The 25,633-nt window shown below is 65.5% G+C and carries 19 protein-coding genes; 18 read left to right on the plus strand and 1 reads right to left on the minus strand.

All coding sequences use genetic code 11. The features are described from left to right. The first annotated feature begins 8 nt into the window (after positions 1-8). The 15 genes from mnmG (at position 9) to DIE21_RS21985 (ending at position 15,762) form a co-directional block, all read left to right on the plus strand. Positions 9-1,979, plus strand: coding sequence for a tRNA uridine-5-carboxymethylaminomethyl(34) synthesis enzyme MnmG (gene mnmG, locus DIE21_RS21915; protein ID WP_124499684.1), 1,971 nt, complete (start codon positions 9-11; stop codon positions 1,977-1,979). Continuing rightward, complete coding sequence (gene rsmG / locus DIE21_RS21920) at positions 1,976-2,662, plus strand: 16S rRNA (guanine(527)-N(7))-methyltransferase RsmG (RefSeq protein ID WP_124499685.1); 687 nt, start codon at positions 1,976-1,978, stop codon at positions 2,660-2,662. The genes mnmG and rsmG overlap by 4 nt, the downstream gene beginning before the upstream one ends. A 51-nt stretch (positions 2,663-2,713) precedes the next feature. Continuing rightward, a complete protein-coding gene (locus DIE21_RS21925; protein WP_124499686.1) occupies positions 2,714-3,493 on the plus strand; it encodes a ParA family protein in 780 nt (259 codons plus the stop codon). 31 nt (positions 3,494-3,524) lie between these two features. After that, on the plus strand, positions 3,525-4,418 hold the full coding sequence (locus DIE21_RS21930; protein ID WP_124499687.1) for a ParB/RepB/Spo0J family partition protein: 894 nt from the start codon (positions 3,525-3,527) through the stop codon (positions 4,416-4,418). Between the two features lie 13 nt (positions 4,419-4,431). Further along, positions 4,432-5,562 carry an SLC13 family permease gene (locus tag DIE21_RS21935; protein WP_124499688.1) on the plus strand — a complete coding sequence of 377 codons (1,131 nt, stop codon included), beginning with the start codon at positions 4,432-4,434 and terminating at the stop codon, positions 5,560-5,562. A gap of 573 nt (positions 5,563-6,135) precedes the next feature. Continuing rightward, positions 6,136-6,663, plus strand: coding sequence for an ATP synthase subunit I (locus DIE21_RS21940; protein ID WP_124499689.1), 528 nt, complete (start codon positions 6,136-6,138; stop codon positions 6,661-6,663). A gap of 110 nt (positions 6,664-6,773) precedes the next feature. Continuing rightward, on the plus strand, positions 6,774-7,625 hold the full coding sequence (gene atpB / locus DIE21_RS21945) for a F0F1 ATP synthase subunit A (protein WP_124499690.1): 852 nt from the start codon (positions 6,774-6,776) through the stop codon (positions 7,623-7,625). A gap of 75 nt (positions 7,626-7,700) precedes the next feature. Beyond that, complete coding sequence (gene atpE, locus DIE21_RS21950) at positions 7,701-7,973, plus strand: F0F1 ATP synthase subunit C (protein ID WP_021160442.1); 273 nt, start codon at positions 7,701-7,703, stop codon at positions 7,971-7,973. 129 nt (positions 7,974-8,102) lie between these two features. Further along, entirely contained in the window at positions 8,103-8,573 is a 471-nt protein-coding gene (locus DIE21_RS21955) for a F0F1 ATP synthase subunit B (RefSeq protein ID WP_006751767.1), read from the plus strand. Between the two features lie 2 nt (positions 8,574-8,575). Continuing rightward, positions 8,576-9,115: a F0F1 ATP synthase subunit delta gene (locus DIE21_RS21960; protein ID WP_014895498.1), complete on the plus strand. Its 540-nt coding sequence runs from the start codon at positions 8,576-8,578 to the stop codon at positions 9,113-9,115. Between the two features lie 44 nt (positions 9,116-9,159). Then, positions 9,160-10,701 carry a F0F1 ATP synthase subunit alpha gene (gene atpA, locus DIE21_RS21965; protein ID WP_006756467.1) on the plus strand — a complete coding sequence of 514 codons (1,542 nt, stop codon included), beginning with the start codon at positions 9,160-9,162 and terminating at the stop codon, positions 10,699-10,701. A gap of 69 nt (positions 10,702-10,770) precedes the next feature. Further along, a complete protein-coding gene (gene atpG / locus DIE21_RS21970; protein WP_124499691.1) occupies positions 10,771-11,646 on the plus strand; it encodes a F0F1 ATP synthase subunit gamma in 876 nt (291 codons plus the stop codon). Between the two features lie 66 nt (positions 11,647-11,712). After that, complete coding sequence (gene atpD / locus DIE21_RS21975; protein ID WP_021160446.1) at positions 11,713-13,107, plus strand: F0F1 ATP synthase subunit beta; 1,395 nt, start codon at positions 11,713-11,715, stop codon at positions 13,105-13,107. Between the two features lie 242 nt (positions 13,108-13,349). After that, a complete protein-coding gene (locus DIE21_RS21980) occupies positions 13,350-13,775 on the plus strand; it encodes a F0F1 ATP synthase subunit epsilon (protein ID WP_006477288.1) in 426 nt (141 codons plus the stop codon). A 259-nt stretch (positions 13,776-14,034) separates the two neighbouring features. Further along, the gene (locus DIE21_RS21985) at positions 14,035-15,762 is read left to right on the plus strand and encodes an AMP-binding protein (RefSeq protein WP_124499692.1); all 1,728 of its coding nucleotides are present in this window, start codon (positions 14,035-14,037) and stop codon (positions 15,760-15,762) included. Positions 15,763-16,488: 726 nt separating this feature from the next. On the opposite strand, the gene DIE21_RS21995 is transcribed toward DIE21_RS21985, so the two are convergent. After that, entirely contained in the window at positions 16,489-17,289 is an 801-nt protein-coding gene (locus DIE21_RS21995; protein ID WP_124499693.1) for a transporter substrate-binding domain-containing protein, read from the minus strand. Between the two features lie 149 nt (positions 17,290-17,438). Between DIE21_RS21995 and hemE the strand changes: the two genes are divergently transcribed. The 3 genes from hemE to putA all read left to right on the plus strand — a co-directional run bounded on the left by hemE (position 17,439) and on the right by putA (position 25,556). Next, on the plus strand, positions 17,439-18,533 hold the full coding sequence (gene hemE, locus DIE21_RS22000) for a uroporphyrinogen decarboxylase (protein WP_311767461.1): 1,095 nt from the start codon (positions 17,439-17,441) through the stop codon (positions 18,531-18,533). A 448-nt stretch (positions 18,534-18,981) separates the two neighbouring features. Then, positions 18,982-21,243, plus strand: a complete 2,262-nt coding sequence (locus tag DIE21_RS22010; protein ID WP_124499695.1) for a primosomal protein N' — start codon at positions 18,982-18,984, stop codon at positions 21,241-21,243. 380 nt (positions 21,244-21,623) lie between these two features. Beyond that, positions 21,624-25,556, plus strand: coding sequence for a trifunctional transcriptional regulator/proline dehydrogenase/L-glutamate gamma-semialdehyde dehydrogenase (gene putA, locus DIE21_RS22015; protein ID WP_124499696.1), 3,933 nt, complete (start codon positions 21,624-21,626; stop codon positions 25,554-25,556). The last annotated feature ends 77 nt before the right edge of the window (positions 25,557-25,633 follow it).

Below are 25,633 nucleotides of genomic sequence, written 5' to 3' on the forward strand. Positions count from 1 at the left end.
AATCCACCATGCTTTTTCCCACAGAATTTGACGTCATCGTCGTCGGTGGCGGGCACGCCGGCACGGAAGCCGCGTTGGCATCGGCCCGTATGGGTGCGAAGACGCTGCTGCTGACCCATAACATCGAAACGCTCGGCCAGATGAGCTGCAATCCGTCGATCGGCGGCATTGGCAAGGGTCATCTGGTCAAGGAAGTCGATGCGCTCGGCGGCGCGATGGCTGCCGCGACGGACGAGAGCGGTATTCAGTTCCGGATCCTCAATTCGTCGAAGGGCCCGGCGGTGCGTGCGACGCGTGCGCAGGCTGACCGCATCCTGTACAAGGCTGCGATCCGCCATCGGCTGGAGAATCAGCCGAACCTGTGGCTGTTCCAGCAGGCCGTCGACGACCTGATGGTCGAGGGCGACCGCGTGGTCGGCGCCGTCACGCAGATCGGCATCCGCTTCCGCGCACGTGCGGTCGTGCTGACGGCCGGTACGTTCCTCGACGGCAAGATCCACGTCGGCCTGAACAACTACACCGGCGGTCGCGCCGGCGATCCGGCGGCCGTGTCGCTGTCGGCGCGCCTGAAGGAGCTGAAGCTGCCGCAGGGCCGCCTGAAGACGGGTACGCCGCCGCGTATCGACGGCCGCTCGATCGACTTTTCGAAGCTGGACGAGCAGCCCGGCGATCTCGATCCGATTCCGGTGTTCTCGTTCCTGGGCCGCGCGGAGCAGCATCCGCAGCAGCTGCCGTGCTGGGTCACGCATACGAACGAGCGCACGCACGACATCATTCGCGGCGGGCTCGACCGTTCGCCTATGTATACAGGCGTGATCGAAGGCGTCGGACCGCGTTACTGCCCGTCAATCGAGGACAAGATCCACCGGTTCGCGTCGAAGGAATCGCATCAGATCTTCCTCGAACCGGAAGGGCTGACGACCAACGAGTTCTACCCGAACGGGATTTCGACGAGTTTGCCGTTCGACGTGCAGCTTGAGCTCGTGCACTCGATGCGCGGCCTCGAGAACGCGCACATCCTGCGCCCTGGCTACGCGATCGAGTACGACTACTTCGACCCGCGCGCGCTGAAGGCGTCGCTCGAGACGAAGGCGATCAACGGGCTGTTCTTTGCGGGCCAGATCAACGGCACGACCGGCTACGAAGAAGCGGCCGCGCAAGGCCTGCTGGCTGGCCTGAACGCCGGCCGCTACGTGCAGGAGAAGGACGCATGGTGCCCGCGTCGCGACCAGGCCTACCTTGGCGTGCTGGTCGATGACCTCGTCACGCGCGGTGTGGCCGAGCCGTACCGGATGTTCACGAGCCGTGCGGAGTACCGCCTGAGCCTGCGTGAAGATAATGCGGACATGCGACTGACCGAGCTTGGCCGCGAACTGGGCCTCGTCGACGACGCGCGCTGGGACGCATTCAGCCGGAAGCGCGACGCTGTTTCACGTGAAACCGAACGACTGAAGTCGACGTGGGTCACGCCGAAGACGCTGCCGCCGGAAGAGGCGACCGCGTTGCTCGGCAAGGCGATCGATCACGAGTACAGCCTCGCCGAGCTGCTGCGCCGCCCGGGCGTTAGCTACGACGGCGTCTGCGGCCTGAAGGGTGGCGAATGGGCGCCGGCGGAGCCGCTTGCCGACGATCCGGTGCTGCTCGAGCAGATCAAGGAGCAGGTGGAAATCGGCATCAAATATCAGGGCTATATCGAGCGTCAGGCGAGCGAGATCGAACGCAATGATGCGAATGAGAACACGCGCCTGCCGGACGGTATCGATTACCGCGAGGTTCGCGGCCTGTCGTTCGAAGTGAGCCAGAAGCTCAATGAGTTCCGGCCTGAAACGATCGGGCAGGCATCGCGGATCTCGGGCGTCACGCCGGCCGCGATCTCGCTGCTGATGGTGCACCTGAAGCGCCGTGGCCTCGGCCGTCGTAACGGCACCGCCGCAGAGGCGACCGAGCAGGGGGACGGCACCGTCCCGACGCAACAATGACGGCGCGTCGCGCGCCGGCGGTTAATCGGGATGTACTCGAAGGGATGCTCGTCGACGGCACGGCCGCGCTCGACATCGCATTGACGGATGCACAACGCAACCAGCTGCTCGACTATGTCGCGCTGCTCGGCAAGTGGAACGCGGTCTACAACCTGACCGCGATCCGCGACCCGAAGCAGATGCTGATCCAGCACATTCTCGATTCGCTCTCCATCGTTCCGCATCTACGTGACCGTGCATCGGCACGCGTGCTCGACGTCGGTTCGGGCGGCGGGTTGCCCGGTATCGTGCTGGCGATCGTCCAGCCGGACTGGCAGGTGACGCTGAACGATATCGTGCAGAAGAAGTCTGCATTCCAGACGCAGATGCGCGCGGAGCTGAAGCTCGCGAACCTGTCGGTCGTCACCGGGCGGGTCGAATCGCTGCAGCCGGGTGTCGAAGTGCCGGAAAAATTCGACATCATCGTATCCCGCGCCTTCGCGGATCTATCCGACTTCGTTAAACTTGCTCGACATCTCGTCGCGCCCGGCGGATCGATCTGGGCAATGAAGGGTGTCCACCCGGATGACGAAATTGCACGGCTGCCGGAAGGCAGTCGCGTAAAGCAGACGATACGGTTGGCGGTACCGATGCTCGATGCCGAACGGCATCTGATCGAGGTTGCCGTCGACGTGGCGAATTGAAGGCGCGCGGTAGCGCGCCGTTTGTTTGAAGGTAAAGGGAACACACCAACGATGGCAAAGATCTTCTGCGTTGCGAACCAGAAGGGGGGCGTCGGCAAGACGACGACATCGGTCAATCTCGCCGCAAGCCTTGCAGCGCAGGAGCAACGAGTCCTGCTGATCGATCTCGACCCGCAGGGCAACGCCACGATGGGCAGCGGGATCGACAAGGCCGCCTGCGAGTCGACCGTGTACGAAGTGCTGGTCGACGGCGTATCGGTGACGGACGCGCGGGTGCGTCCGGAAGGCGTCACATACGACGTACTGCCGGCCAACCGCGAGCTGTCCGGTGCCGAGATCGAGCTGATCAGCATCGACAATCGCGAGCGTCGGTTGAAAGCCGCGCTCGAACACGTGGCCGACGACTACGACTTCGTGCTGATCGATTGCCCGCCGACGCTGTCGCTGCTGACGTTGAACGGACTGTGCGCCGCGCACGGCGTCGTGATCCCGATGCAGTGCGAGTACTTCGCGCTGGAAGGGCTGTCGGATCTCGTCAACACGATCAAGCAGGTTCACGCGAACATGAACCGCGACCTGAAGATCATCGGCTTGCTGCGCGTGATGTTCGATCCGCGCATCACGCTGCAGCAGCAAGTCTCCGATCAACTGAAAGCGCACTTCGGCGACAAGGTGTTCGACGTGGTGATTCCGCGCAACGTGCGCCTGGCGGAAGCGCCGAGTTACGGGTTGCCGGGCGTCGTGTTCGACCGCAACTCGCGCGGTGCGCAGGCGTATCTCCAGTTCGGTGCCGAGATGATCGACCGCGTGCGCGCGTTCGAGGTGTCGTGATCCGGACATGAGCGAAGCGAGGAAGAAAGACATGAACGCGGTACCAAAGAAGAAGGGCTTGGGACGTGGCCTCGAAGCGCTGCTCGGCGGCAGTGCGGACATCACCGAAGCGGTGAAGATCGAAGGGGCACCGAACACGCTCGCGCTCGGCAAGCTGCAGGCCGGCAAGTACCAGCCGCGGACGCGGATGGATGAAGGCAGCCTGCAGGAGCTGGCGGCCAGCATCCGCGCGCAAGGCGTGATGCAGCCGATCCTGGTACGGCCCATTTCGTCTGACAAATACGAGATCATCGCCGGCGAGCGCCGTTTCCGCGCGGCACGCCTGGCCGGTCTCGACGAAGTGCCGGTGCTCGTGAAGGACGTGTCGGATCAGGCCGCCGCCGCGATGGCGCTGATCGAGAACATCCAGCGCGAGGATCTGAACCCGCTGGAAGAGGCGCACGGTATCCAGCGCCTGCTCGACGAATTCGGTTTCACGCACGAGCAGGCGGCCGAATCGGTCGGCCGTTCGCGCAGCGCCGTGTCGAACCTGCTGCGCCTGCTGAACCTCGCGTCGCCGGTGCAAACGATGCTGCTGGCCGGTGATCTCGACATGGGCCATGCGCGTGCGCTGCTCGCGGTCGACGCGGCGACGCAGATCACGCTCGCGCACCAGGTCGTCAACAAGCGCATGTCGGTGCGCGAGACCGAGAAGCTGGTTGCGCACACGACCAAGGAAGTGCCGGCCGTGAAGGCGCGCGCGAAGGATGACGGCGGCCGCGACACGCGCCGTCTTGAGGAAGAGTTGTCCGACCTGCTCGCGTCGACGGTGAAAATCAAGCTCGGCCGCCGCGGGCGAGGGCAGGTGATGATCGACTTCGGCAACCTCGATGCGCTCGAGGGCATCCTCATGCGCCTGCGCGGCAACGTCGCAACTGAAGAATGACGAGGCGGGATCGATGGTGAACACGGGCGCGGTAGCGCCGCGCCGGTGGCTTGGCTGGCTGTTGCAGGAGCCGGTGCTGTCGGTGCTGGCGCTTGCACTGATTATTCTGCAATGGTTGCGTCCGCAACCAATCGCCGCACTGGTCGATCGCGTCGACTGGCAGACTGTTGCGACGCTCGCGGGTTTGCTGATGCTGACCAAGGCGCTCGAGTTGTCCGGGTGCCTGATGTGGCTCGCACATCGCATCGTGCATCACGTGCATTCGGAGCGCGGGCTCGCGATGCTGCTCGTCGTGTTTGCGGCGGTGCTCGCAATGTGGCTCACCAACGATGTCGCGCTGTTCGTCGTCGTGCCGCTGATGGTGTCGCTGCGCGCGCTGACGCCGTTGCCGTTCCGCCGGCTCGTGATCGTGGTTGCGCTTGCCGTCAATGCCGGGTCCGTCGCGACGCCGCTCGGCAATCCCCAGAACCTGTTCCTGTGGCAATTGAGCGGCATGTCGTTCGGCCGCTTCGTCGTCGAGCTCGGGCCGCTTGCCCTCGCGCTGATGGCCTTGCTGCTCGTGCTGACGGCGTGCGCGTTTCGCGCACAGCCGCTCGACCTGTCCGGAGATGTCGAGGTCGTTCCCGTGCAGCGCACGCATGCGCTGCTTGCGGCGGTGCTGTTCGGTGCGTTCGTGCTGCTCGCCGACGCGCACCGTCCGGTGCCGGGCCTGATTGCCGTCGTGATCGCGTTGCTGGTGGCAAAACGCGATGCAGTCCTGAAGATCGACTGGTTGCTGCTGCTGATCTTCGTGCTGATGTTCGTCGTGCTGCGCAGCGCGGCCGCGCTGCCCGTCGTCCACGACGCGATCGCGCGGACCCATCTCGATTCGCCGCTGCGCGTGTTCGCGGCAGGCGCGGTGCTGTCACAGGGCATCAGCAACGTGCCGGCGGCGATCCTGCTGTCGGAATTCACGCACGACTGGCGTGCGCTCGCATTCGGCGTATCGGTCGGCGGCTTCGGTTTCGCGATCGGCTCGCTCGCGAACCTGATCGCGGTGCGTCTCGCGAAGGAGCCGCGCATGTGGCTGCCGTTTCACCTCGTGTCGATTCCGTTCGCGCTGGTGAGCGCGGCACTGGGTGCGTGGTTGCTCGTTCACGGCTGAGCGATTCGGACAAGTGCGGTGCGGGCGGGCTGCGAGCTTGGCGGGGAGGGCGCACGGCGTCGGCGGTCATGGCGAAACGCGGGCTGTTGATAAGTGCGTCGATTCACAGTCGATCTTCTGTGGCGGCACAACAACTGATTGCGACCATCGGCTCGCGCGCAGCCGAGCGTATTTCGCGCATCGCGTTCGAGGGGGTGGTCACAGTATTTGGCCTGTCCCGCATCGATGCGTCGAGTCATTTCCCGTGGCCGAGCCACAGCAGAATTCCTGCTGCAACCGCGTCGCGGCGGTGGCACCCGCACCAGGCATCGATGTCGCGTCGTTGCCTCGCCGCCGGACTTTTTCGCGCAAGAAATACGGCTGCAAAGAACCGACCTTACAACTGTTATCGGACGTCGTAGATTCGCGTGTTTTTCACATGATGAGGCGTCGTTTTACGCAGGTTTTTGTCGCGTCTAAAGCCTTGAATCACTTGCAACTATCGCTTACAATCGCCCGGATTTGTTAGCTAGGCACCCCTGAAAGCTTTCGGAAAGCTTGGGGCCGGGTTCAAGGATTTTGCGGAAGATTGCGATGGCGGGTCAGGCGCCGAACGACGGGCACGATGATCACCGAGCGCAACGCACCGCTTCAGCGGCCGGCGAGCGGCGCGAGTCCGATGGTGACGACTGGGATGCCGAGCAACAAGATAACAACATCGTTCCGCTCACGCGGACGGAAGCCGAGAGGCTGTTCGGGCCGAACGTGAGCAAGCCGTCGCGCGTAACCCCCTACAAGGTGGTGATCGCGCAGGTGGTCTTGTCCCTGGTTGCAACGCTGGCGTGGTGGCTGTTTTCAAAGTCGCCGGGCGCCGCTGCGCAATCCGCGTTTCTGGGCGGGGCGATCGGCTGGGTGCCAAGCGCGTTGTTCGTGGCACGACTGAAGGCAGGTGGCTCGGCCACCGTGATGAGCTGGGTGATGGGCGAAGCCCTGAAGCTCGGCGTGACGGTCGGGATGTTCGCCGCAGTGGCGTACGGCTATGCCGGCGTGCACTGGCCGGCACTCCTCGTCACCTACCTCGTCGTGCTGAAGACGTACTGGATCGCGCTGGCCTGGCGGTAAGCAACAAGCAGCGTGCGGTTTCGACAACGAACCGCACCGGCCCGTTCCCGCAATAGCGTATTGCGGAACGGGGCAAAACGATTTTCGACAATTTGGGTGGCATTAACGATATGGCAGCTAGCGAAGGCACGCGCGGTCCGGATCCGTCCGAGTACATTGCGCACCACTTGCAGAATTTCTCCACCTCGCATCAGACGTCGATTTTCGACATCCACGTCTGGAACCTCGACACGCTGTTCTGGTCGATCGTGTGCGGCATCGTGACGATCCTCCTGCTGCGTCTGGCCGCCCGCAAGGCGACCTCGGGCGTGCCGGGCCGCTTCCAGTGCGCGATCGAGATGCTCGTCGAAATGGTCGAAGACCAATCGAAGGCCATCGTCCACGGCAACCGCACCTTCATCGCTCCGCTCGCCCTCACGGTGTTCGTGTGGGTCGCGCTGATGAACGCCCTCGACTTTCTCCCCGTCGACCTGCCGGGCCGCGTGATCGGCCTGCTCGGTCTGTCGGACATGATTTCCCACCATCGCATCGTCCCGACGGCCGACCTGAACGGCACGCTCGGCATCGCGCTCGGCGTGTTCGTCCTGATGATCTACTACAGCATCAAGATCAAGGGCGCGGGCGGCTTTGTGCATGAGCTGCTGTCGGCCCCGTTTGGCGCCCACCCGCTGCTGTGGATCCCGAACCTCGCGCTGAACATCGTCGAATATCTCGCGAAGACCGTCTCCCTCGGCATGCGGCTGTTCGGCAACATGTACGCGGGTGAGCTGTTGTTCCTGTTGATCGCCCTGCTCGGCAGCATGTGGAGCTTCGGTGGCGACGCAACGTTCCTCGGCTTCGTTGGTCATGTGATCGCGGGTAGCGTCTGGGCAATCTTCCACATCCTGATTGTTCTGTTGCAGGCATTCATTTTCATGATGCTGACGCTGGTGTATCTCGGCCAGGCGCACGACAAGCACTAAGCGCGGCGTGCAAAAAAGAGTTTCCGTTTTAGTTTTTTAAATCTCAGTTCCAAGTCTTTTCACAAAGGAGTGATCATGCAAGCTTACATCGCCAACATCCAGGGTCTGACCGCCATCGGTATCGGCATCATCATCGGCCTGGGTGCAATCGGCGCCTGTATCGGTATCGCGCTGATGGGTGGCAAGTACATCGAAGCCTGCGCGCGTCAGCCGGAACTCATCAACCCGCTGCAAACGAAGATGTTCCTGCTGGCCGGCCTGATCGACGCTGCATTCCTGATCGGTGTTGGTGTCGCAATGCTGTTCGCGTTCGCGAACCCGCTCCTGTCGAAGCTCGTCGCAGGCTAAGGTTCCTCGGAAATATGCGTCCGGCGCAAGCCGGCGCAGGGCGGAACGGAGACTTGGGGCGCTGATCGAATGCAACTCGATGAGCGCCTTACCGTTTCATTTTTCCGGAATAGCAGATAAGGAAACACCGTGAATCTCAACGCAACTCTGTTTGCGCAAATGGTCGTGTTCCTGGTCCTCGCGTGGTTCACGATGAAGTTCGTGTGGCCGCCGTTGATCAACGCCCTCGACGAACGTTCGAAGAAGATCGCCGACGGCCTCGCAGCCGCGGAGAAGGGCAAGGCGGAACTCGACGCAGCGCACAAGCGCGTGGACCAGGAACTCGCGCAGGCCCGCAACGACGGCCAGCAGCGCATCGCCGACGCCGAAAAGCGTGCCCAGGCGGTCGCCGAGGAAATCAAGGCCAACGCCCAGGCTGAAGCCGCCCGCATCGTCGCCCAGGCGAAAGCGGAAGCAGAACAGCAAATCGTGAAGGCGCGCGAAGCGCTGCGTGGCGAAGTCGCCTCGCTGGCCGTGAAGGGCGCCGAGCAGATCCTGAAGCGCGAAGTCGATCAAACGGCCCACGCCCAACTGCTGAATCAACTGAAAGCCGAGCTCTGATCATGGCCGAACTTGCAACCATCGCCCGCCCTTACGCAGAAGCGCTGTTCCGCGTGGCCGAGGGAGGTGACATCGCCGCCTGGTCCACGCTCGTGCAAGAGCTGGCCCAGGTTGCGCGTCTGCCGGAAGTGCTGTCGGTCGCGTCGAGCCCGAAGGTGACGCGCACGCAAGTGGCCGAGCTGCTGCTTGCTGCGGTGAAGTCGCCGGTCGCGGCCGGCGCCGAAGCGAAGAACTTCGTGCAGATGCTGGTCGACAATCATCGCATCGCGCTGCTGCCGGAAATCGCCGAGCAGTTCGAGGCGCTCAAGAACGAGCGTGAAGGTGCAGCCGACGCCGAGATCGTGAGCGCATTCCCGCTGAACGGCGCGGATCTCGAAAGTCTCGTCTCTGGCCTCGAACGCAAGTTCAAGCGCAAGCTGAAGCCGACGGTCGAAGTCGATTCGTCGCTGATCGGCGGCGTGCGCGTGACGGTCGGCGACGAAGTGCTCGACACCTCGGTTCGCGCGCGCCTCGCATCGATGCAGGCTGCCTTGACCGCCTGAGCGCCACGCCGGCACGCAACAGAATTGACTATCAGGAGCGAATAATGCAACTCAATCCCTCTGAGATCAGCGAGCTGATCAAGAGCCGGATCCAGGGCCTTGAAGCGAGCGCAGACGTTCGCAACCAGGGCACCGTGATCTCCGTGACCGACGGTATCGTGCGCATCCACGGCCTGTCGGACGTGATGCAGGGCGAAATGCTCGAGTTTCCGGGCAACACGTTCGGCCTCGCGCTGAACCTCGAGCGCGACTCGGTCGGCGCGGTGATTCTCGGCGAATACGAACACATCTCGGAAGGCGACATCGTCAAGACGACGGGCCGCATTCTGGAAGTCCCGGTTGGTCCGGAACTCGTCGGCCGCGTGGTCGATGCGCTCGGCAACCCGATCGACGGCAAGGGCCCGGTCAACGCGAAGCTGACCGACGCGATCGAAAAGATCGCCCCGGGCGTGATCTGGCGCAAGTCGGTGTCGCAGCCGGTGCAGACGGGCATCAAGTCGATCGACGCGATGGTGCCGATCGGCCGTGGCCAGCGTGAGCTGATCATCGGCGACCGTCAGTGCGGCAAGACCGCGGTGGCGCTCGACGCGATCATCAACCAGAAGGGCAAGGACCTGATCTGTATCTACGTCGCGATCGGCCAGAAGGCTTCGTCGATCATGAACGTGGTGCGCAAGCTCGAAGAAACGGGCGCGATGGAATACACGATCGTCGTCGCCGCTTCGGCATCGGATTCCGCCGCAATGCAGTACCTGGCACCGTACGCCGGCTGCACGATGGGCGAATACTTCCGCGACCGCGGCCAGGACGCGCTGATCATCTATGACGACTTGACCAAGCAGGCTTGGGCATACCGTCAGATCTCGCTGCTGCTGCGCCGCCCGCCGGGCCGTGAAGCGTACCCGGGCGACGTGTTCTATCTGCACTCGCGTCTGCTCGAGCGTGCTGCTCGCGTGTCGGAAGAGTACGTCGAGAAGTTCACGAACGGCGAAGTGAAGGGCAAGAGCGGCTCGCTGACGGCACTGCCGGTCATCGAAACGCAGGCTGGCGACGTGACCGCGTTCGTTCCGACGAACGTGATCTCGATTACCGACGGCCAGATCTTCCTGGAAACCGACCTGTTCAACGCAGGCATCCGCCCGGCAATCAACGCCGGCGTGTCGGTGTCGCGCGTCGGTGGCGCCGCGCAGACGAAGGTCGTGAAGAAGCTGTCGGGCGGTATCCGTACCGACCTCGCGCAGTACCGTGAACTGGCAGCATTCGCGCAGTTCGCATCGGACCTCGACGAAGCGACCCGCAAGCAGCTCGAGCGCGGCCGCCGCGTGACGGAACTGCTGAAGCAGCCGCAGTACCAGCCGCTGCAGGTGTGGGAACTGGCCGTGTCGCTGTACGCCGCGAACAACGGCTACCTCGACGATCTCGACGTCAAGCAAGTGCTGTCGTTCGAGAAGGGCCTGCGCGACAACCTGAAGACCAGCCACGCTGACCTCATCAAGCGCATCGAAGACACCAAGGATCTCTCGAAGGACGACGAAGGCGCGCTGCGCGCGGCGATCGAATCCTTCAAGAAGTCCGGTGCCTATTGATCCGCGAGTGACACACTGAGGCCGCGCGGGTGCTGATGCGCCCGCGCCGCTTCGGTCAAGGAGCAAGCTATGGCTGGAATGAAGGAAATTCGCGGCAAGATCAAGAGCGTGCAGAACACGCGCAAGATCACGAAGGCGATGGAGATGGTGGCCGCATCGAAGATGCGTCGCGCGCAGGAACGCATGCGCGCCGCTCGTCCGTATGCGGACAAGGTCCGTGCCATCGCCGCGCACATGAGCCGCGCGAACCCGGAGTACCGCCACCCGTTCATGGTGGCGAACGAAGGCGCGCAGACGGCCGGCATCATCCTCGTCACGACGGACAAGGGTCTGTGCGGCGGTCTGAACACCAACGTGCTGCGTGCGACGGTGCAGAAGTTCAAGGAGCTGGAAGAGAAGGGCCAGAAGGTCGAAGCCACCGCGATCGGTAGCAAGGGCCTCGGGTTCCTGAACCGCTTCGGCGCGAAGGTGCTGTCGCAGGTCGTGCACCTCGGCGACACCCCGCATCTGGACAAGCTGATCGGCGCGGTGAAGACGCAGCTCGACCTGTACTCGGAAGGCAAGCTGGCGGCGGTCTATATCGCTTACACGCGCTTCGTCAACACGATGAAGCAGGAAGCCGTGATCGAGCAGCTGCTGCCGCTGTCGTCGGAACACTTCGAAGCCGATGACGGTACGCCGGCCACGTCGTGGGACTACATCTACGAGCCGGACGCGCAGGCAGTCGTCGACGAACTGCTCGTGCGTTACGTCGAGGCGCTGGTGTACCAGGCCGTCGCGGAGAACATGGCGTCCGAGCAATCGGCGCGGATGGTCGCGATGAAGGCCGCGTCCGACAACGCGAAGACGGTGATCAGCGAACTGCAGCTCGTATACAACAAGAGCCGCCAGGCCGCGATCACGAAAGAACTGTCGGAGATCGTCGGCGGCGCAGCCGCTGTTTAAGCGCGCGCCCGGGACGACAACTGCGCCTTTGCGCGAGTAAAGAATCAGGTATTTAAAGGAAAAGCGATGAGTACTGCTGCTTTGGTAGAAGGCAAGATCGTACAGTGCATCGGCGCCGTTATCGACGTGGAATTCCCGCGCGACAGCATGCCGAAGATCTACGACGCGCTCATTCTCGATGGCTCGGAACTGACGCTCGAAGTCCAGCAGCAGCTGGGCGACGGCGTGGTCCGTACCATTTGTCTGGGTGCATCCGACGGCCTGCGCCGCGGCCTGACCGTGAAGAACACGAGCAAGCCGATTTCGGTGCCGGTCGGCAAGCCGACCCTCGGTCGTATCATGGACGTGCTCGGCCGTCCGATCGACGAAGCCGGCCCGATCGAAAGCGAACATACGCGTTCGATCCACCAGAAGGCTCCGGCGTTCGACGAACTGTCGCCGTCGACCGAACTGCTCGAAACGGGTATCAAGGTCATCGACCTGATCTGCCCGTTCGCGAAGGGCGGCAAGGTGGGCCTGTTCGGCGGTGCTGGCGTGGGCAAGACCGTCAACATGATGGAGCTCATCAACAACATCGCGAAGGAACACGGCGGTTACTCCGTGTTCGCGGGCGTGGGCGAGCGTACCCGTGAAGGGAACGACTTCTACCACGAAATGAAGGACTCGAACGTTCTCGACAAGGTCGCGCTGGTGTACGGCCAGATGAACGAGCCGCCGGGCAACCGTCTGCGCGTCGCGCTGACCGGCCTGACGATGGCCGAGCACTTCCGTGACGAAGGCCTCGACGTGCTGTTCTTCGTCGACAACATCTACCGTTTCACGCTGGCCGGTACCGAAGTGTCGGCACTGCTCGGCCGTATGCCGTCGGCAGTGGGCTATCAGCCGACGCTGGCTGAAGAAATGGGCAAGCTGCAGGAACGCATCACGTCGACCAAGAAGGGCTCGATTACGTCGGTTCAGGCCGTGTACGTCCCTGCGGACGACTTGACCGACCCGTCGCCGGCGACCACCTTCGGCCACCTGGACGCAACCGTCGTGCTGTCGCGTGACATCGCTTCGCTGGGTATCTACCCGGCGGTCGACCCGCTCGACTCGACGTCGCGCCAGATCGACCCGAACGTGATCGGTGAAGAGCACTACTCGATCACCCGTCGCGTTCAGCAGACGCTGCAGCGCTACAAGGAACTGCGCGACATCATCGCGATTCTGGGCATGGACGAACTGTCGCCGGAAGACAAGCTGTCGGTCGCACGTGCACGTAAGATCCAGCGTTTCCTGTCGCAGCCGTTCCACGTCGCTGAAGTGTTCACGGGCTCGCCGGGCAAGTACGTGCCGCTGAAGGAAACGATCCGTGGCTTCAAGATGATCGTCGACGGCGAGTGCGACCACCTGCCGGAACAGGCGTTCTACATGGTCGGCACGATCGACGAAGCCTTCGAAAAGGCCAAGAAGATCTCGTAAGGGTTCGAGTGAGTCGTGCTGGCGTGGTCCGACCGGGATTAAAAGTCCGACTGATAATTCCGGCAGCCATGCCGCTGCAACACGCTCAACCCGCCGTGCATGGGATCGGCGCAGGTGCGCAAGTGCCCGCTCCGATCGACCGCCGCGAGGAAAGAGTAAGCGCCGAAGCGCCAACTCTTTCCAAGCGCGGCATGGGACGGGCGTAAGCGCTAAAGCGCTAACTCCCGTCGGCAGGAGTCGATATGGCAACCATCAAAGTAGACGTCGTCAGCGCGGAAGAGCAGATCTTCTCGGGCGAGGCGAAATTCGTCGCGCTGCCGGGCGAAACGGGTGAGCTGGGTATTCTGCCGGGTCACACGCCGCTGATCACGCGGATTCGTCCGGGTGCGGTGCGCATCGAAGTCGAGGGCGGCAACGACGAATTCGTGTTCGTCGCAGGCGGCATTCTCGAAGTGCAGCCGGGCGCCGTGACGGTGCTCGCCGATACCGCGATCCGCGGCAAGGACCTCGACGCGGCGAAAGCCGAGGAAGCGCGCAAGCGTGCCGAGGAAACGCTGCAGAACGCGAAGTCGGACCTCGACCTCGCAAAGGCGCAATCCGAGCTCGCGACCGCGATGGCGCAGCTCGAGGCGATCCAGCGTCTGGCGAAGATTCGCAGCCGGCACTGAGCCGCGCACGCGTATCCCGCGAAAGAAAGCAGCCTTCGGGCTGCTTTTTTTTTCGTGTGTCGTTTTCGTCTGTTTTTTGCGGGCCGGATCATATCGTCCGGTCGTGCTATTTCATCCGGCCGCCGCGATTTACTGTCAGAGTGTCGTCAGCGGAGCGCGGCATCATCCGTGCAGAGGCTGCCCGCCGCGATCGCGGCGGAGCAGGCGCGCGCATCAGTCGCGTGCCGGGCCGATCAGACAAAAACGGACGGAGACATCGATGGCAGCAGACCTTGGCTTGGGGGCGCTGATCGCGCCCGAAAACGGACTGTCGTACGTGCGCGGCGCGACCGACGTGCCGCTATCCGAAGCGACGATCAGCCGGTTCCTGCTCGACACAGCCGATCGCTTTCCCGATCGTCCGGCCGTCGTGTTCCGCGAACAGCAGGTACGCTGGACCTGGCGCGAATTCACGCACGAGGTCGACGCGCTCGCGGCGGGCCTGGCCGCGCTCGGGATCGCGAAGGGCGATTGCGTCGGCATCTGGTCGCCGAACCGCAGCGAATGGCTGCTCACGCAGTTCGCGACCGCGCGCATCGGCGCGGTCCTCGTCAACATCAACCCGGCCTACCGGCTCGCGGAGCTCGAATACGCGCTGAACAAGGTCGGCTGCAAGGCCGTGATCGCGGCCGAGCGCTTCAAGACGTCGGCGTACGTCGAGATGCTGCAGGCGATCGCGCCGGAGCTCGCGAGCGCGACGTCGGGTGACCTGCATGCGGCGCGCGTGCCGAGCCTGCGCACGGTCGTATCGATGGGCGAGGTCGCGCCGGCCGGCATGTTCCGCTTCGCGGACGTGATGGCGCGCGGCCGCGACACGCTCGATGTCGCGCGGCTCGACGCGATCGGCGCGACGCTTGCGGCCACCGATCCGATCAATATCCAGTTCACGAGCGGCACGACCGGCAGCCCGAAGGGCGCGACGCTCACGCATCGCAACGTCGTCAACAATGCGCGCTCGATCGCGATGGCGATGCGCTTCACCGAACAGGACTCGCTTTGCATCCCGGTGCCGCTGTATCACTGCTTCGGGATGGTGCTGGCCGTGCTCGCTTGCGTGTCGAAGGGGGCGGCGATGGTGTTCCCCGGCGAGGCATTCGACCCGGTCGCGACGCTCGCGGCCGTCGCGGACGAACGCTGCACCGCGCTGCATGGCGTGCCGACGATGTTCATCGCCGAGCTCGATCATCCGGAGTTCGGGAAATTCGATCTGTCGACGCTGCGCACCGGGATCATGGCCGGCTCGCCGTGCCCGATCGAGACGATGAAGCGCGTCGTATCGCAGATGCATCTGTCCGAGATCACGATCGCGTACGGGATGACGGAGACGAGCCCCGTGTCGTTCCAGAGCTCGACCGACGATCCGCTCGAGAAGCGCACGACGACGGTCGGCCGCATCCAGCCGCATCTGGAAGTGAAGATCGTCGATCCGAACGGCGACGTCGTGCCGGTCGGCGCGACGGGCGAGCTGTGCACGAAGGGCTATTCGGTGATGCTCGGCTACTGGGACGACGACGCGAAGACGCGCGAGGTGCTGGTCGACGGCTGGATGCATACGGGCGACCTCGCGACGCTCGACGCAGATGGCTATTGCAACATCGTGGGCCGGCTGAAGGACATGGTGATCCGCGGTGGCGAGAACGTCTATCCGCGCGAGATCGAGGAATTCCTGTTCAGGCATCCGAAGATTCAGAGCGCGCAGGTGTTCGGCGTGCCCGATGCGAAGTACGGCGAGGAGCTGTGCGCGTGGATCGTGCTGCGCGCTAACGAGCAGATGACCGAGGACGACGTGCGGGCGTTCTGCCATGGCCAGATCGCCCACTACAAGATTCCGCGCTACATCCGCTTCGTCGACGAGCTGCCGATGACGGTGACGGGCAAGGTGCAGAAGTTCGTGATGCGCGAACGAATGATCGAGGAGCTGAAGCTCGACGTGCAGAAGACCGCTTGAAGCGGCCCGGCGGCGGAAAAACGTGACGGCCTTGCGGGCCGTTGCATTTTCGATGGACGAAAAAAAGCGGGCTTATTAGCCCGCTAAAAACCACACGCTACGGGGTTAGCGCGAGGAGACCAAAGATGAAACCGAGTCCGGCGGGGGGCCGGAAACGACTCCAACAGGGATGCCCCTCGGAAGGGCTTCGGTACGTGACCGACTGGCTCGCAGCGCTTCGCGTCCGCTCACACTTGGCACACGAGACCGCATCCGTGTTGAAACCGTTGAGGCCATTGTGGGCGAATTAATGACCCGTCGCGGTAACAAAGTGTTTCAGGTTGTAACGCCCGCCAGATAAGGCTTCCCGGGATTTTTTGCTGTTTTCGGGGTCCTGAAAAAGGTCATATTTACTTATCTTTTCCGCAGAGTTTTCATCGTATGCGCGCAATGCGTTTTTCATGCGCTGCGGCATCGCTGAATTGCCGATTTACACGCGGGAATGTGCATCGCGCGGCAGATACCGCGTATGACGATTCATTCGTCGGAAAGATTTTGAAACGTGATCGTGGGGCGCGATAGTCGGCCATTCGGCCAGTTTTCACCGTTTCGCCCCCGCCGCGTGCCGCGCCGATGTGTAACGGCGCGGCGGCCGGCCGCCGGACAGCGTCGCCGGCATCGCGTCCGGTGGCCGCGATAACGGGGGCCGTGCCCGTCATCGGCCGCCGTTGCCGCGCACGATCGCGCTCACTTCAGCCATTTGTCGGCGATCGCCTGGTATTCGCCGGTCGACAGCGCGAGGTGCAGCCACTGGTCGACGTATTGCTGGAACGCGACGTCGCCGCGCGGCACCATGTACGCCTTTTCGCCGAACTGGAACGGCTTGTCCGGATGCACCGAGCACAGGCCCGGATTCAGCTTTTGCTGCAGCAGCGTCTCGGACGCATCCGTCACCATCACGTCCGCCTTGCCCGCGAGGATCTGCTTGAAGATCGTCACGTTGTCGGGATAGACGGTCAGGTTCGCGTGCGTGAAGAACTGCTTCGCAAAGCGTTCGTTGGTGCCGCCCGGGTTCACGATCACGCGGGTCTCGGGCCGGTCGATCTGCGCGACGGTCTGGTACTTGTCGGCGTCCGCGCAGCGCACGATCGGCGTCTTGCCGTCGACCACGTACGGCTGCGTGAAGAACACGCGCTTCTGGCGCTCGAGCGTCGTCGATACGCCGCCCGCCGCGATATCGCACTTCGCAACGAAGTCGTTGGTGAGGTTCGGCCAGCTCGTTTTCACGAAGTCGGCCTTCACGCCGAGCGATTTCGCGAGCGATTCGGCCATGTCGATGTCGATGCCCTCGAAGCGGCCGTCCGTCCGGTGGTACGAATACGGCTTGTAGTCGCCCGTCGTGCACACGCGCAGCGTGCCGCGGGCGAGCACGTCGTCGAGCCGCGAGCCGGCGGCGGCGGTCGAGGTCGCAGCGGTCTGCGCGTGCGCGGCAGCGCAGCAAAGCATGGTGGCGGTGGCGAGCGCGGCCAGCGTGGCGAATGTCTTCATCGGTCTCCTCCTTCGTTCGGTTTGATATCAGCGTCCGATCATAACGGAGCCATCGCGCGCGTCATATGGCCGCCATCGCATCGGGATACGCAGCCGTGCGGCCCCGCTCCGGTAAAATGCCGCTTTGCCTTCGCATCGTCGCTCCTACCGTGGCCCATAATCTGCTCAACGACACCTTCCTGCGTGCGCTTCTGCGCGAGCCGACCGACTACACGCCGATCTGGCTGATGCGCCAGGCCGGCCGCTACCTGCCCGAATACAACGCGACGCGCGCGCGCGCCGGCAGCTTCCTCGGCCTCGCGAAGCATCCCGACTACGCGACCGAGGTGACGCTGCAACCGCTCGAGCGCTTCCCGCTCGACGCCGCGATCCTGTTCTCGGACATCCTGACGATTCCCGACGCAATGGGCCTTGGCCTCGACTTCCAGGTCGGCGAAGGGCCGAAGTTCGCGCATCCGGTGCGCACCGAGGCCGACGTCGCGAAGCTCGCGGTGCCGGACATCGACGCGACGCTCGGCTACGTGACGGGCGCCGTGCGCGAGATCCGCCGTGCGCTGACCGACGGGCAGGGCCGCCAGCGCGTGCCGCTGATCGGCTTCTCGGGCAGCCCGTGGACACTCGCGTGCTACATGGTCGAAGGCGGCGGATCGGACGATTTCCGCACGGTGAAGTCGATGGCGTATTCGCGCCCCGACCTGATGCACCGGATCCTCGACGTGAACGCGCAGGCCGTGGCCGCGTACCTGAACGCGCAGATCGAAGCCGGCGCGCAGGCCGTGATGATCTTCGACACATGGGGCGGCGCGCTGGCGGACGGCGCGTACCAGCGCTTCTCGCTGGACTACATCCGCCGCGTGGTCGCGCAGCTCAAGCGCGAGCACGACGGCGAGCGCGTGCCGGTGATCACGTTCACGAAGGGCGGCGGGCTGTGGCTCGAGGAAATCGCCGCGACCGGCGTCGACGCGGTCGGGCTCGACTGGACCGTCAACCTCGGCGTTGCGCGCGAGCGCGTCGCGGGGCGCGTCGCGCTGCAGGGCAACCTCGACCCGACGATCCTGTTTGCGCCGCCGGCCGCGGTGCGCGAGCAGGCACGCGCGGTACTCGACAGCTACGGCAATCATCCGGGCCACGTATTCAATCTCGGCCACGGCATTTCGCAGTTCACGTCGCCTGACCACGTCGCCGAACTCGTCGACGAAGTGCACAGCCACAGCCGCAAGATCCGTAGCGGAGCGGCGGGCTGAGCGCCAGCGCTGTCATGCTGCACTGCGGGGTGACAGTGTTTCGCTGTCGGTGCTAAACAGGGCGCAACCCCGCACCGGTTGCCGATTCATGGCTTGTCAAGACTTGACTTATGCACATTTTCCACGTTGCAGCGCGGTAGAGCCCTGTATCGGTCGAATTGTCTCGCTATGGTTCGGGAATTTGAATAGCAGCCTTATGGAATAAGGCTCCGCGGGGCGCGGTGGGCGGCCGGCAAAATCAGCGGAAAGCACGGCCCCGCGCGCTTTGCGGCGGTTGAACGCCGAGTTCTCAACAAAGTTATCCACAGGCTGGTCAGGGTATACGGCGATTCCTAATGCGAATCCAAAACTTAGCGCCGAATCTGAAGTTTTACTTTAAGTTCGCCACCTTGACGCGGACGCGGGTGCCAGCCGTTCGCGCGGCCCGCGCCGCCGCCGGAGCGCGGTGATGGGCGATACCTACCTGCGCGTCGCGCTCGACCATCCGCTCGCCACCCTGTTCGACTACCGCTGCGACGTCCAGCCGGCGCCGGCGCCCGGCACGCTCGTCCAGGTGCCGTTCGGCAAGCGGCAGGTCGTCGGGCTCGTCTGCGAAGTAACGACTCACACCGACGTGCCGCCGTCCCGGTTGCGGGCGATCGACGCAATCTGTACCGAACTGCCGCCGCTGGCGCCGGACTGGCTGGCACTCGTGTCGTTCGCGGCTGACTACTACCAGCGCGGTCGCGGCGAAGTCGCGCTGCCGGCGCTGCCGCAGGCGCTGCGCGACGCGCCGCGCTGGGGGCGTCTGCTGGCGCCGGAGGTGCGCTACCGGCTGAGCGAAGCCGGCCGCGCCGCGCTTCCCGACGCACTGCCCGCGCGCGGGGCCGCGCTGCGGCGGCTCGCGCAGGCGCTCGCCGGCACCGATTCGCTGGCGTTGTCCGATGCGCGCGCGCTGCACCCGAAGGCGGCCGCCACGCTCGACGATTGGGCGGCGCGCGGCTGGGCCGCCGTCGAGGAAATCGGCTGGGCCGATGCGCCTGTGCCCAAAGCTGTGGATAACCTGTCGACAACCGGTGGACGAGCTGTGCCGCCGGCGCTCACTGACCAGCAGGCCGAGGCATTCGACGCGATCCGCGCCGCGCAGGGTTTCGCGCCGTTCCTGCTGCACGGCGTGACGGGCAGCGGCAAGACCGAGGTCTATCTGCATGCGCTCGCCGCGCTGCTCGATGCGCGGCCCGACGCGCAGGCGCTCGTGCTCGTGCCCGAAATCAACCTGACGCCGCAGTTCGAGGCCGCGTTTCGCGCGCGCTTCGCGGGCACGCTCGCCGACGACGCGATCGTCACGCTGCACAGCGGACTCGCCGAGGGCGAGCGTGCGCGCAACTGGCTCGCCGCGCATACGGGCCGCGCGCGGATCGTGCTCGGCACGCGGCTCGCGGTGCTCGCGTCGCTGCCGGCGCTCGCGCTGATCGTCGTCGACGAGGAACACGAGCCCGCGTACAAGCAGCAGGAAGGGCTGCGCTATTCGGCACGCGATCTCGCGGTGTGGCGCGCGAAGCATCTCGGCATTCCGGTCGTGCTCGGTTCGGCGACGCCGTCGCTCGAGAGCTGGTGGCAGGCCGAGCAGGGGCGCTACACGCGGCTCACGCTGTCGCGCCGCGCGGTGGCCGACGCGACGCTGCCGACCGTGCGGCTGATCGATCTCGAGGAGGAGCGGCGGCGCGGGCGCGCGTCGCTGGGCGGGCTGTCGGGGCCGCTCGTCGCGGCGCTGAAGGCGCGGCTCGAGCGCGGCGAACAGAGCCTCGTGTTCCTGAACCGGCGTGGTTACGCGCCACAGCTCGCCTGCGACGCGTGCGGCTGGGTCGCCGGATGCCCGCGCTGCAGCGCCTATGTCGTGCTGCACAAGCCCGAGCATGCGCTGCGCTGCCATCACTGCGGCTGGGAAGCACGCATTCCGCGGTCGTGCCCGGAATGCGGGAACGTCGATATCGCGCCGCTCGGGCGCGGCACGCAGCGCATCGAGGAGGCGCTCGCCGAGGCCGTGCCCGGCGCACGGATACTGCGTATCGACGCGGACAGCACGCGGCGCAAGGGCAGCGCGCAGGCGCTGTTCTCGGACGTGCACGCCGGCGAGGTCGACGTCCTGGTCGGCACGCAGATGATCGCGAAGGGGCACGACTTCCAGCGCGTGTCGCTCGTCGGCGTGCTCAATGCCGACACCGCGCTGTTCTCGCACGATTTCCGCGCGAGCGAGCGGCTGTTCGCGCAGCTCATGCAGGTGAGCGGCCGTGCGGGGCGCGCCGGGCTGCCGGGGGAGGTGCTCGTGCAGACGCGTTATCCGCGTCACGCGCTGTATCACGCGCTCGGCCGGCAGGATTACGTCGGCTTCGCGAATTCGACGCTCGGCGAGCGCCGCGACGCGCACCTGCCGCCGTTCGTCTACCAGGCGCTGCTGCGCGCCGAAGGACGCACGCTCGATGCGGCGCTCGCGTTCCTGCTGCAGGCCGCGGCCGCATTGCCGGGGCTGCCGGGCGCCGATCGCGTGACCGTCTACGACGCGGTGCCGATGACGATCGTGAAGGTCGCGAACGTCCACCGCGCGCAGCTGTTGCTCGAAAGCGCGTCGCGGGCGGCACTGCAGCATGCGCTGCGCGCATGGCAGCCGGAGCTGCGCGCGCTGAAGGGCGTGCTCCGGTGGAGCGTCGAGGTCGATCCGCTGGATATCTGAGCGGCGCGGGCCCGGTCGTCGTGCCGTGCGCCGCTGCCTGGCTTCGAGCCCGCCGGGCCGCGCGCGATCCTCGCTGGCGGGGCCCGTTCCGCACCTGTCTGCGGCACCCGCCAGCCTGCCCAGTGCAACCCGCTTTTCCCCCTCCGTCCTGCACGCCGAGGGTTGCACACGAGCGCCGAATCGGTCCGATCAGGGAAAACACCGATCTGCGGACCACGGGCAACCCCTAGGTTGCAACCATCTAAGTGGCTGATTATATTGACTAACTTGAGGGTGCAACCAATCTCGTAATTCGGTTGCACCTTTTTATTGCGTGCCGTAGGATTTCGCGCATCCTCTCACACCACATTGCCGGGCTCGCACCGGCGCACGAACCCACCATGGCAAGCACGACTCTCGGCGTCAAAGTCGACGACCTTCTCCGCTCGCGCCTGAAAGACGCGGCCGCGCGTCTCGAGCGCACTCCCCACTGGCTGATCAAGCAGGCGATCTTCGCGTATCTCGAGCGGATCGAGCACGGCCAGCTGCCGCCCGAGCTGTCGGGCAGCAGCGGTGTGACGGAGCTCGCCGACGGCCAGGCGGCGGATGGCGACGACGACAACTCGCCGCATCCGTTCCTCGAGTTCGCGCAGAACGTGCAGCCGCAGTCGGTGCTGCGCGCGGCGATCACGGCCGCGTATCGCCGCCCCGAGCCGGAGTGCGTGCCGTTCCTGCTGGGCCAGGCGCGCCTGCCGGCGAACCTGCAGGCCGACGCGCAAACGCTCGCGACGACGCTCGTCGAGGCGCTGCGCGAGAAGAGCTCGGGCGGCGGCGTCGAAGGGCTGATCCACGAGTTCTCGCTGTCGAGCCAGGAAGGCGTCGCGCTGATGTGCCTCGCCGAAGCGCTGCTGCGCATTCCCGATCGCGCGACGCGCGACGCGCTGATCCGCGACAAGATCAGCAAGGGCGACTGGCGCTCGCACGTCGGCCACGCGCCGTCGCTGTTCGTGAACGCGGCGACCTGGGGGCTGATGATCACCGGCAAGCTCGTGACGACCAACAGCGAAGCGGGCCTGTCGTCGGCGCTCACGCGCCTGATCGGCCGCGGCGGCGAGCCGCTGATCCGCAAGGGCGTCGACATGGCGATGCGCCTGATGGGCGAGCAGTTCGTCACCGGCGAGACGATTTCCGAAGCGCTCGCGAACAGCCGCAAGTACGAAGCGCGCGGCTTCCGCTACTCGTACGACATGCTCGGCGAAGCGGCGACGACCGAAGAGGACGCGCAGCGCTACTACGCGTCGTACGAGCAGGCGATCAACGCGATCGGCAAGGCGGCCGGCGGCCGCGGCATCTACGAAGGCCCGGGCATCTCGATCAAGCTGTCGGCACTGCACGCGCGCTACTCGCGCTCGCAGCAGGACCGCACGATGAGCGAGCTGCTGCCGCGCGTGCGCGCGCTGGCGCTGCTCGCGCGCCGCTACGACATCGGCCTGAACATCGACGCGGAAGAAGCCGACCGTCTCGAACTGTCGCTCGACCTGCTCGAGGCGCTGTGCTTCGATCCGGAGCTCGCGGGCTGGAACGGCATCGGCTTCGTCGTGCAGGGCTACCAGAAGCGCTGCCCGTTCGTGATCGACTACCTGATCGACCTCGCGCGCCGCAGCCGCCACCGCCTGATGATCCGCCTGGTCAAGGGCGCGTACTGGGACACCGAAATCAAGCGTGCGCAGGTCGACGGCCTCGAAGGCTATCCGGTCTACACGCGCAAGATCTACACGGACGTGTCGTACCTCGCGTGCGCGAAGAAGCTGCTCGCGGCGCCCGACGCCGTCTACCCGCAGTTCGCGACGCACAACGCGTACACGCTGGCCGCGATCTATCACCTGGCCGGCCAGAACTACTACCCGGGCCAGTACGAATTCCAGTGCCTGCACGGGATGGGCGAGCCGCTGTACGAGGAAGTCACGGGCCGCGACAAGCTGAACCGTCCGTGCCGCGTGTATGCGCCGGTCGGCACGCATGAAACGCTGCTCGCGTACCTCGTGCGCCGCCTGCTGGAAAACGGCGCGAACACGTCGTTCGTGAACCGCATCGCCGATAAAACCGTGTCGGTGAAGGAGCTGGTCGCCGATCCGGTCGACGAAGCGTCGAAGGTCGTGCCGCTCGGCGCGCCGCACGCGAAGATCCCGCTGCCGCGCAACCTGTACGGCGACGAGCGTCCCAACTCGATGGGCCTCGACCTGTCGAACGAACACCGTCTCGCGTCGCTGTCGTCCGCGCTGCTCGCGAGCGCGCATCATCCGTGGCGCGCGGCGCCGATGCTCGCCGACGACGCGCTCGCCGATGCCCCGGTGCGCGACGTGCGCAACCCGGCGGACCAGCGCGACGTGGTCGGCACGGTCAGCGAGGCGACGGCCGAACACGTGAGCGCGGCGCTCGCGCACGCGGTGGCTGCCGCGCCGATCTGGCAGGCGACGCCGGTCGATGCGCGCGCCGACTGCCTGGTGCGCGCGGCCGACCTGCTCGAAGCGCAGATGCACACGCTGATGGGCCTGATCGTGCGCGAAGCCGGCAAGTCGCTGCCGAACGCGATCGCCGAAATCCGCGAAGCCGTCGACTTCCTGCGCTACTACGCGGCGCAGATCCGCGACGAATTCTCGAACGACACGCACCGTCCGCTTGGCCCCGTGGTCTGCATCAGCCCGTGGAACTTCCCGCTCGCGATCTTCATGGGCCAGGTGGCAGCCGCCCTGGCGGCCGGCAACACGGTGCTCGCGAAACCGGCCGAACAGACGCCGCTGATCGCCGCGCAGGCCGTGCGCCTGCTGCGCGAGGCCGGCGTGCCGGCCGGCGCGGTGCAACTGCTGCCGGGCACCGGCGAGACCGTCGGTGCGGCGCTGGTCGCCGATCCGCGCACGCGTGCGGTGATGTTCACCGGCTCGACGGAAGTCGCGCGCCTGATCAACAAGACGCTGTCCGCGCGCCTCGACCCGGACGGCAAGCCGATCCCGCTGATCGCCGAAACGGGCGGCCAGAACGCGATGATCGTCGACTCGTCGGCGCTCGCGGAGCAGGTGGTCGCGGACGTGATGCAGTCGTCGTTCGACTCGGCCGGTCAACGCTGTTCGGCGCTGCGCGTTCTGTGTCTGCAGGACGATGTCGCGGACCGCACGCTGACGATGCTCAAGGGGGCGATGCACGAGCTGGCGCTCGGCAACCCGGACCGCCTGTCGACCGACGTCGGCCCGGTGATCGACGCCGAAGCGAAGCAGACGATCGACACGCACGTCGCGACGATGAAGGACAAGGGCCACACGGTCACGCAGCTGCCGTCGCCGGAAGCCTGTGCGCACGGCACGTTCGTGCCGCCGACGCTGGTCGAGATCGGCAGCATCGACGAGCTCAAGCGTGAAGTGTTCGGCCCCGTGCTGCACGTCGTGCGCTACCGCCGCAGCCAGCTCGACAAGCTGCTCGAGCAGATCCGCGCGACGGGCTACGGCCTGACGCTCGGGATCCATACGCGGATCGACGAGACGATCGCGCACGTGATCTCGAACGCGCACGTCGGCAACATCTACGTGAACCGCAACGTGATCGGCGCGGTGGTCGGCGTGCAGCCGTTCGGCGGCGAAGGGCTGTCGGGCACGGGCCCGAAGGCCGGCGGCGCGCTGTACCTGCAGCGCCTGCTCGCGACGCGTCCGTCGGGCCTGCCGCGTTCGCTCGCGCAGACGCTGATTCCGGATGGCGCGGTCGAAGGCGAACAGCACGGCAAGCCGGCGGCGGCGCTCACCGCGCTGCGCGACTGGCTGATCGAGCAGCGCGAGCCGGCGCTGGCCGCACGCTGCGACGGCTATCTGGCGCAGGTGCCGGCCGGTGCGACCGCGGTGCTGACCGGGCCGACGGGCGAGCGAAACACGTATACACTCGGCCCGCGCGGCACGGTGCTGTGTGTCGCGGCGACGCCGGGCGGTGCGCGCGCGCAGTTCGCGGCGGTGCTGGCGACGGGCAACCGCGCCTTGTTCGCCGGTGCGGCGGGCGAGGCGCTGGTCGCGGCGCTGCCGGCTGCGCTGAAGGCGCATGCGGCCGTGCGCAAGCAGGCCGACGCGCCGTTCGACGCGGTGCTGTTCGAAGGCGACAGCGACGAACTGCAGACGCTCGTGAAGGACGTCGCGCAGCGGCCGGGCCCGATCGTGTCGGTGCAGGGCGTGTCGGCGGGCGCGTTCGAGAACGGCGACGCGGAAGATTACGCGCTCGAGCGGCTGCTGACCGAGCGCTCGGTGAGCGTGAACACGGCCGCGGCGGGCGGCAATGCGAATTTGATGACGATCGGCTGACCATCCTTGCCGTTCGGATCAAACAAAGGAAGCGGCAAGGCGATCCCGAAGCCGCTCCATTTACCCTGGTACCAAGG

This window comes from Burkholderia sp. Bp9140 (assembly GCF_003853425.1).
In the GTDB taxonomy this organism is placed as follows: Bacteria; Pseudomonadota; Gammaproteobacteria; order Burkholderiales; family Burkholderiaceae; genus Burkholderia.

Coding starts and splice junctions, on each gene's coding strand:
- mnmG (WP_124499684.1), top strand. CDS start 9: ATGCTTTTTCCCACAGAATTTGACGTCATCGTCGTCGGTGGCGGGCAC.
- rsmG (WP_124499685.1), top strand. CDS start 1,976: ATGACGGCGCGTCGCGCGCCGGCGGTTAATCGGGATGTACTCGAAGGG.
- DIE21_RS21925 (WP_124499686.1), top strand. CDS start 2,714: ATGGCAAAGATCTTCTGCGTTGCGAACCAGAAGGGGGGCGTCGGCAAG.
- DIE21_RS21930 (WP_124499687.1), top strand. CDS start 3,525: ATGAACGCGGTACCAAAGAAGAAGGGCTTGGGACGTGGCCTCGAAGCG.
- DIE21_RS21935 (WP_124499688.1), top strand. CDS start 4,432: ATGGTGAACACGGGCGCGGTAGCGCCGCGCCGGTGGCTTGGCTGGCTG.
- DIE21_RS21940 (WP_124499689.1), top strand. CDS start 6,136: ATGGCGGGTCAGGCGCCGAACGACGGGCACGATGATCACCGAGCGCAA.
- atpB (WP_124499690.1), top strand. CDS start 6,774: ATGGCAGCTAGCGAAGGCACGCGCGGTCCGGATCCGTCCGAGTACATT.
- atpE (WP_021160442.1), top strand. CDS start 7,701: ATGCAAGCTTACATCGCCAACATCCAGGGTCTGACCGCCATCGGTATC.
- DIE21_RS21960 (WP_014895498.1), top strand. CDS start 8,576: ATGGCCGAACTTGCAACCATCGCCCGCCCTTACGCAGAAGCGCTGTTC.
- atpA (WP_006756467.1), top strand. CDS start 9,160: ATGCAACTCAATCCCTCTGAGATCAGCGAGCTGATCAAGAGCCGGATC.
- atpG (WP_124499691.1), top strand. CDS start 10,771: ATGGCTGGAATGAAGGAAATTCGCGGCAAGATCAAGAGCGTGCAGAAC.
- atpD (WP_021160446.1), top strand. CDS start 11,713: ATGAGTACTGCTGCTTTGGTAGAAGGCAAGATCGTACAGTGCATCGGC.
- DIE21_RS21980 (WP_006477288.1), top strand. CDS start 13,350: ATGGCAACCATCAAAGTAGACGTCGTCAGCGCGGAAGAGCAGATCTTC.
- DIE21_RS21985 (WP_124499692.1), top strand. CDS start 14,035: ATGGCAGCAGACCTTGGCTTGGGGGCGCTGATCGCGCCCGAAAACGGA.
- DIE21_RS21995 (WP_124499693.1), bottom strand. CDS start 17,289: ATGAAGACATTCGCCACGCTGGCCGCGCTCGCCACCGCCACCATGCTT.
- DIE21_RS22010 (WP_124499695.1), top strand. CDS start 18,982: ATGGGCGATACCTACCTGCGCGTCGCGCTCGACCATCCGCTCGCCACC.
- putA (WP_124499696.1), top strand. CDS start 21,624: ATGGCAAGCACGACTCTCGGCGTCAAAGTCGACGACCTTCTCCGCTCG.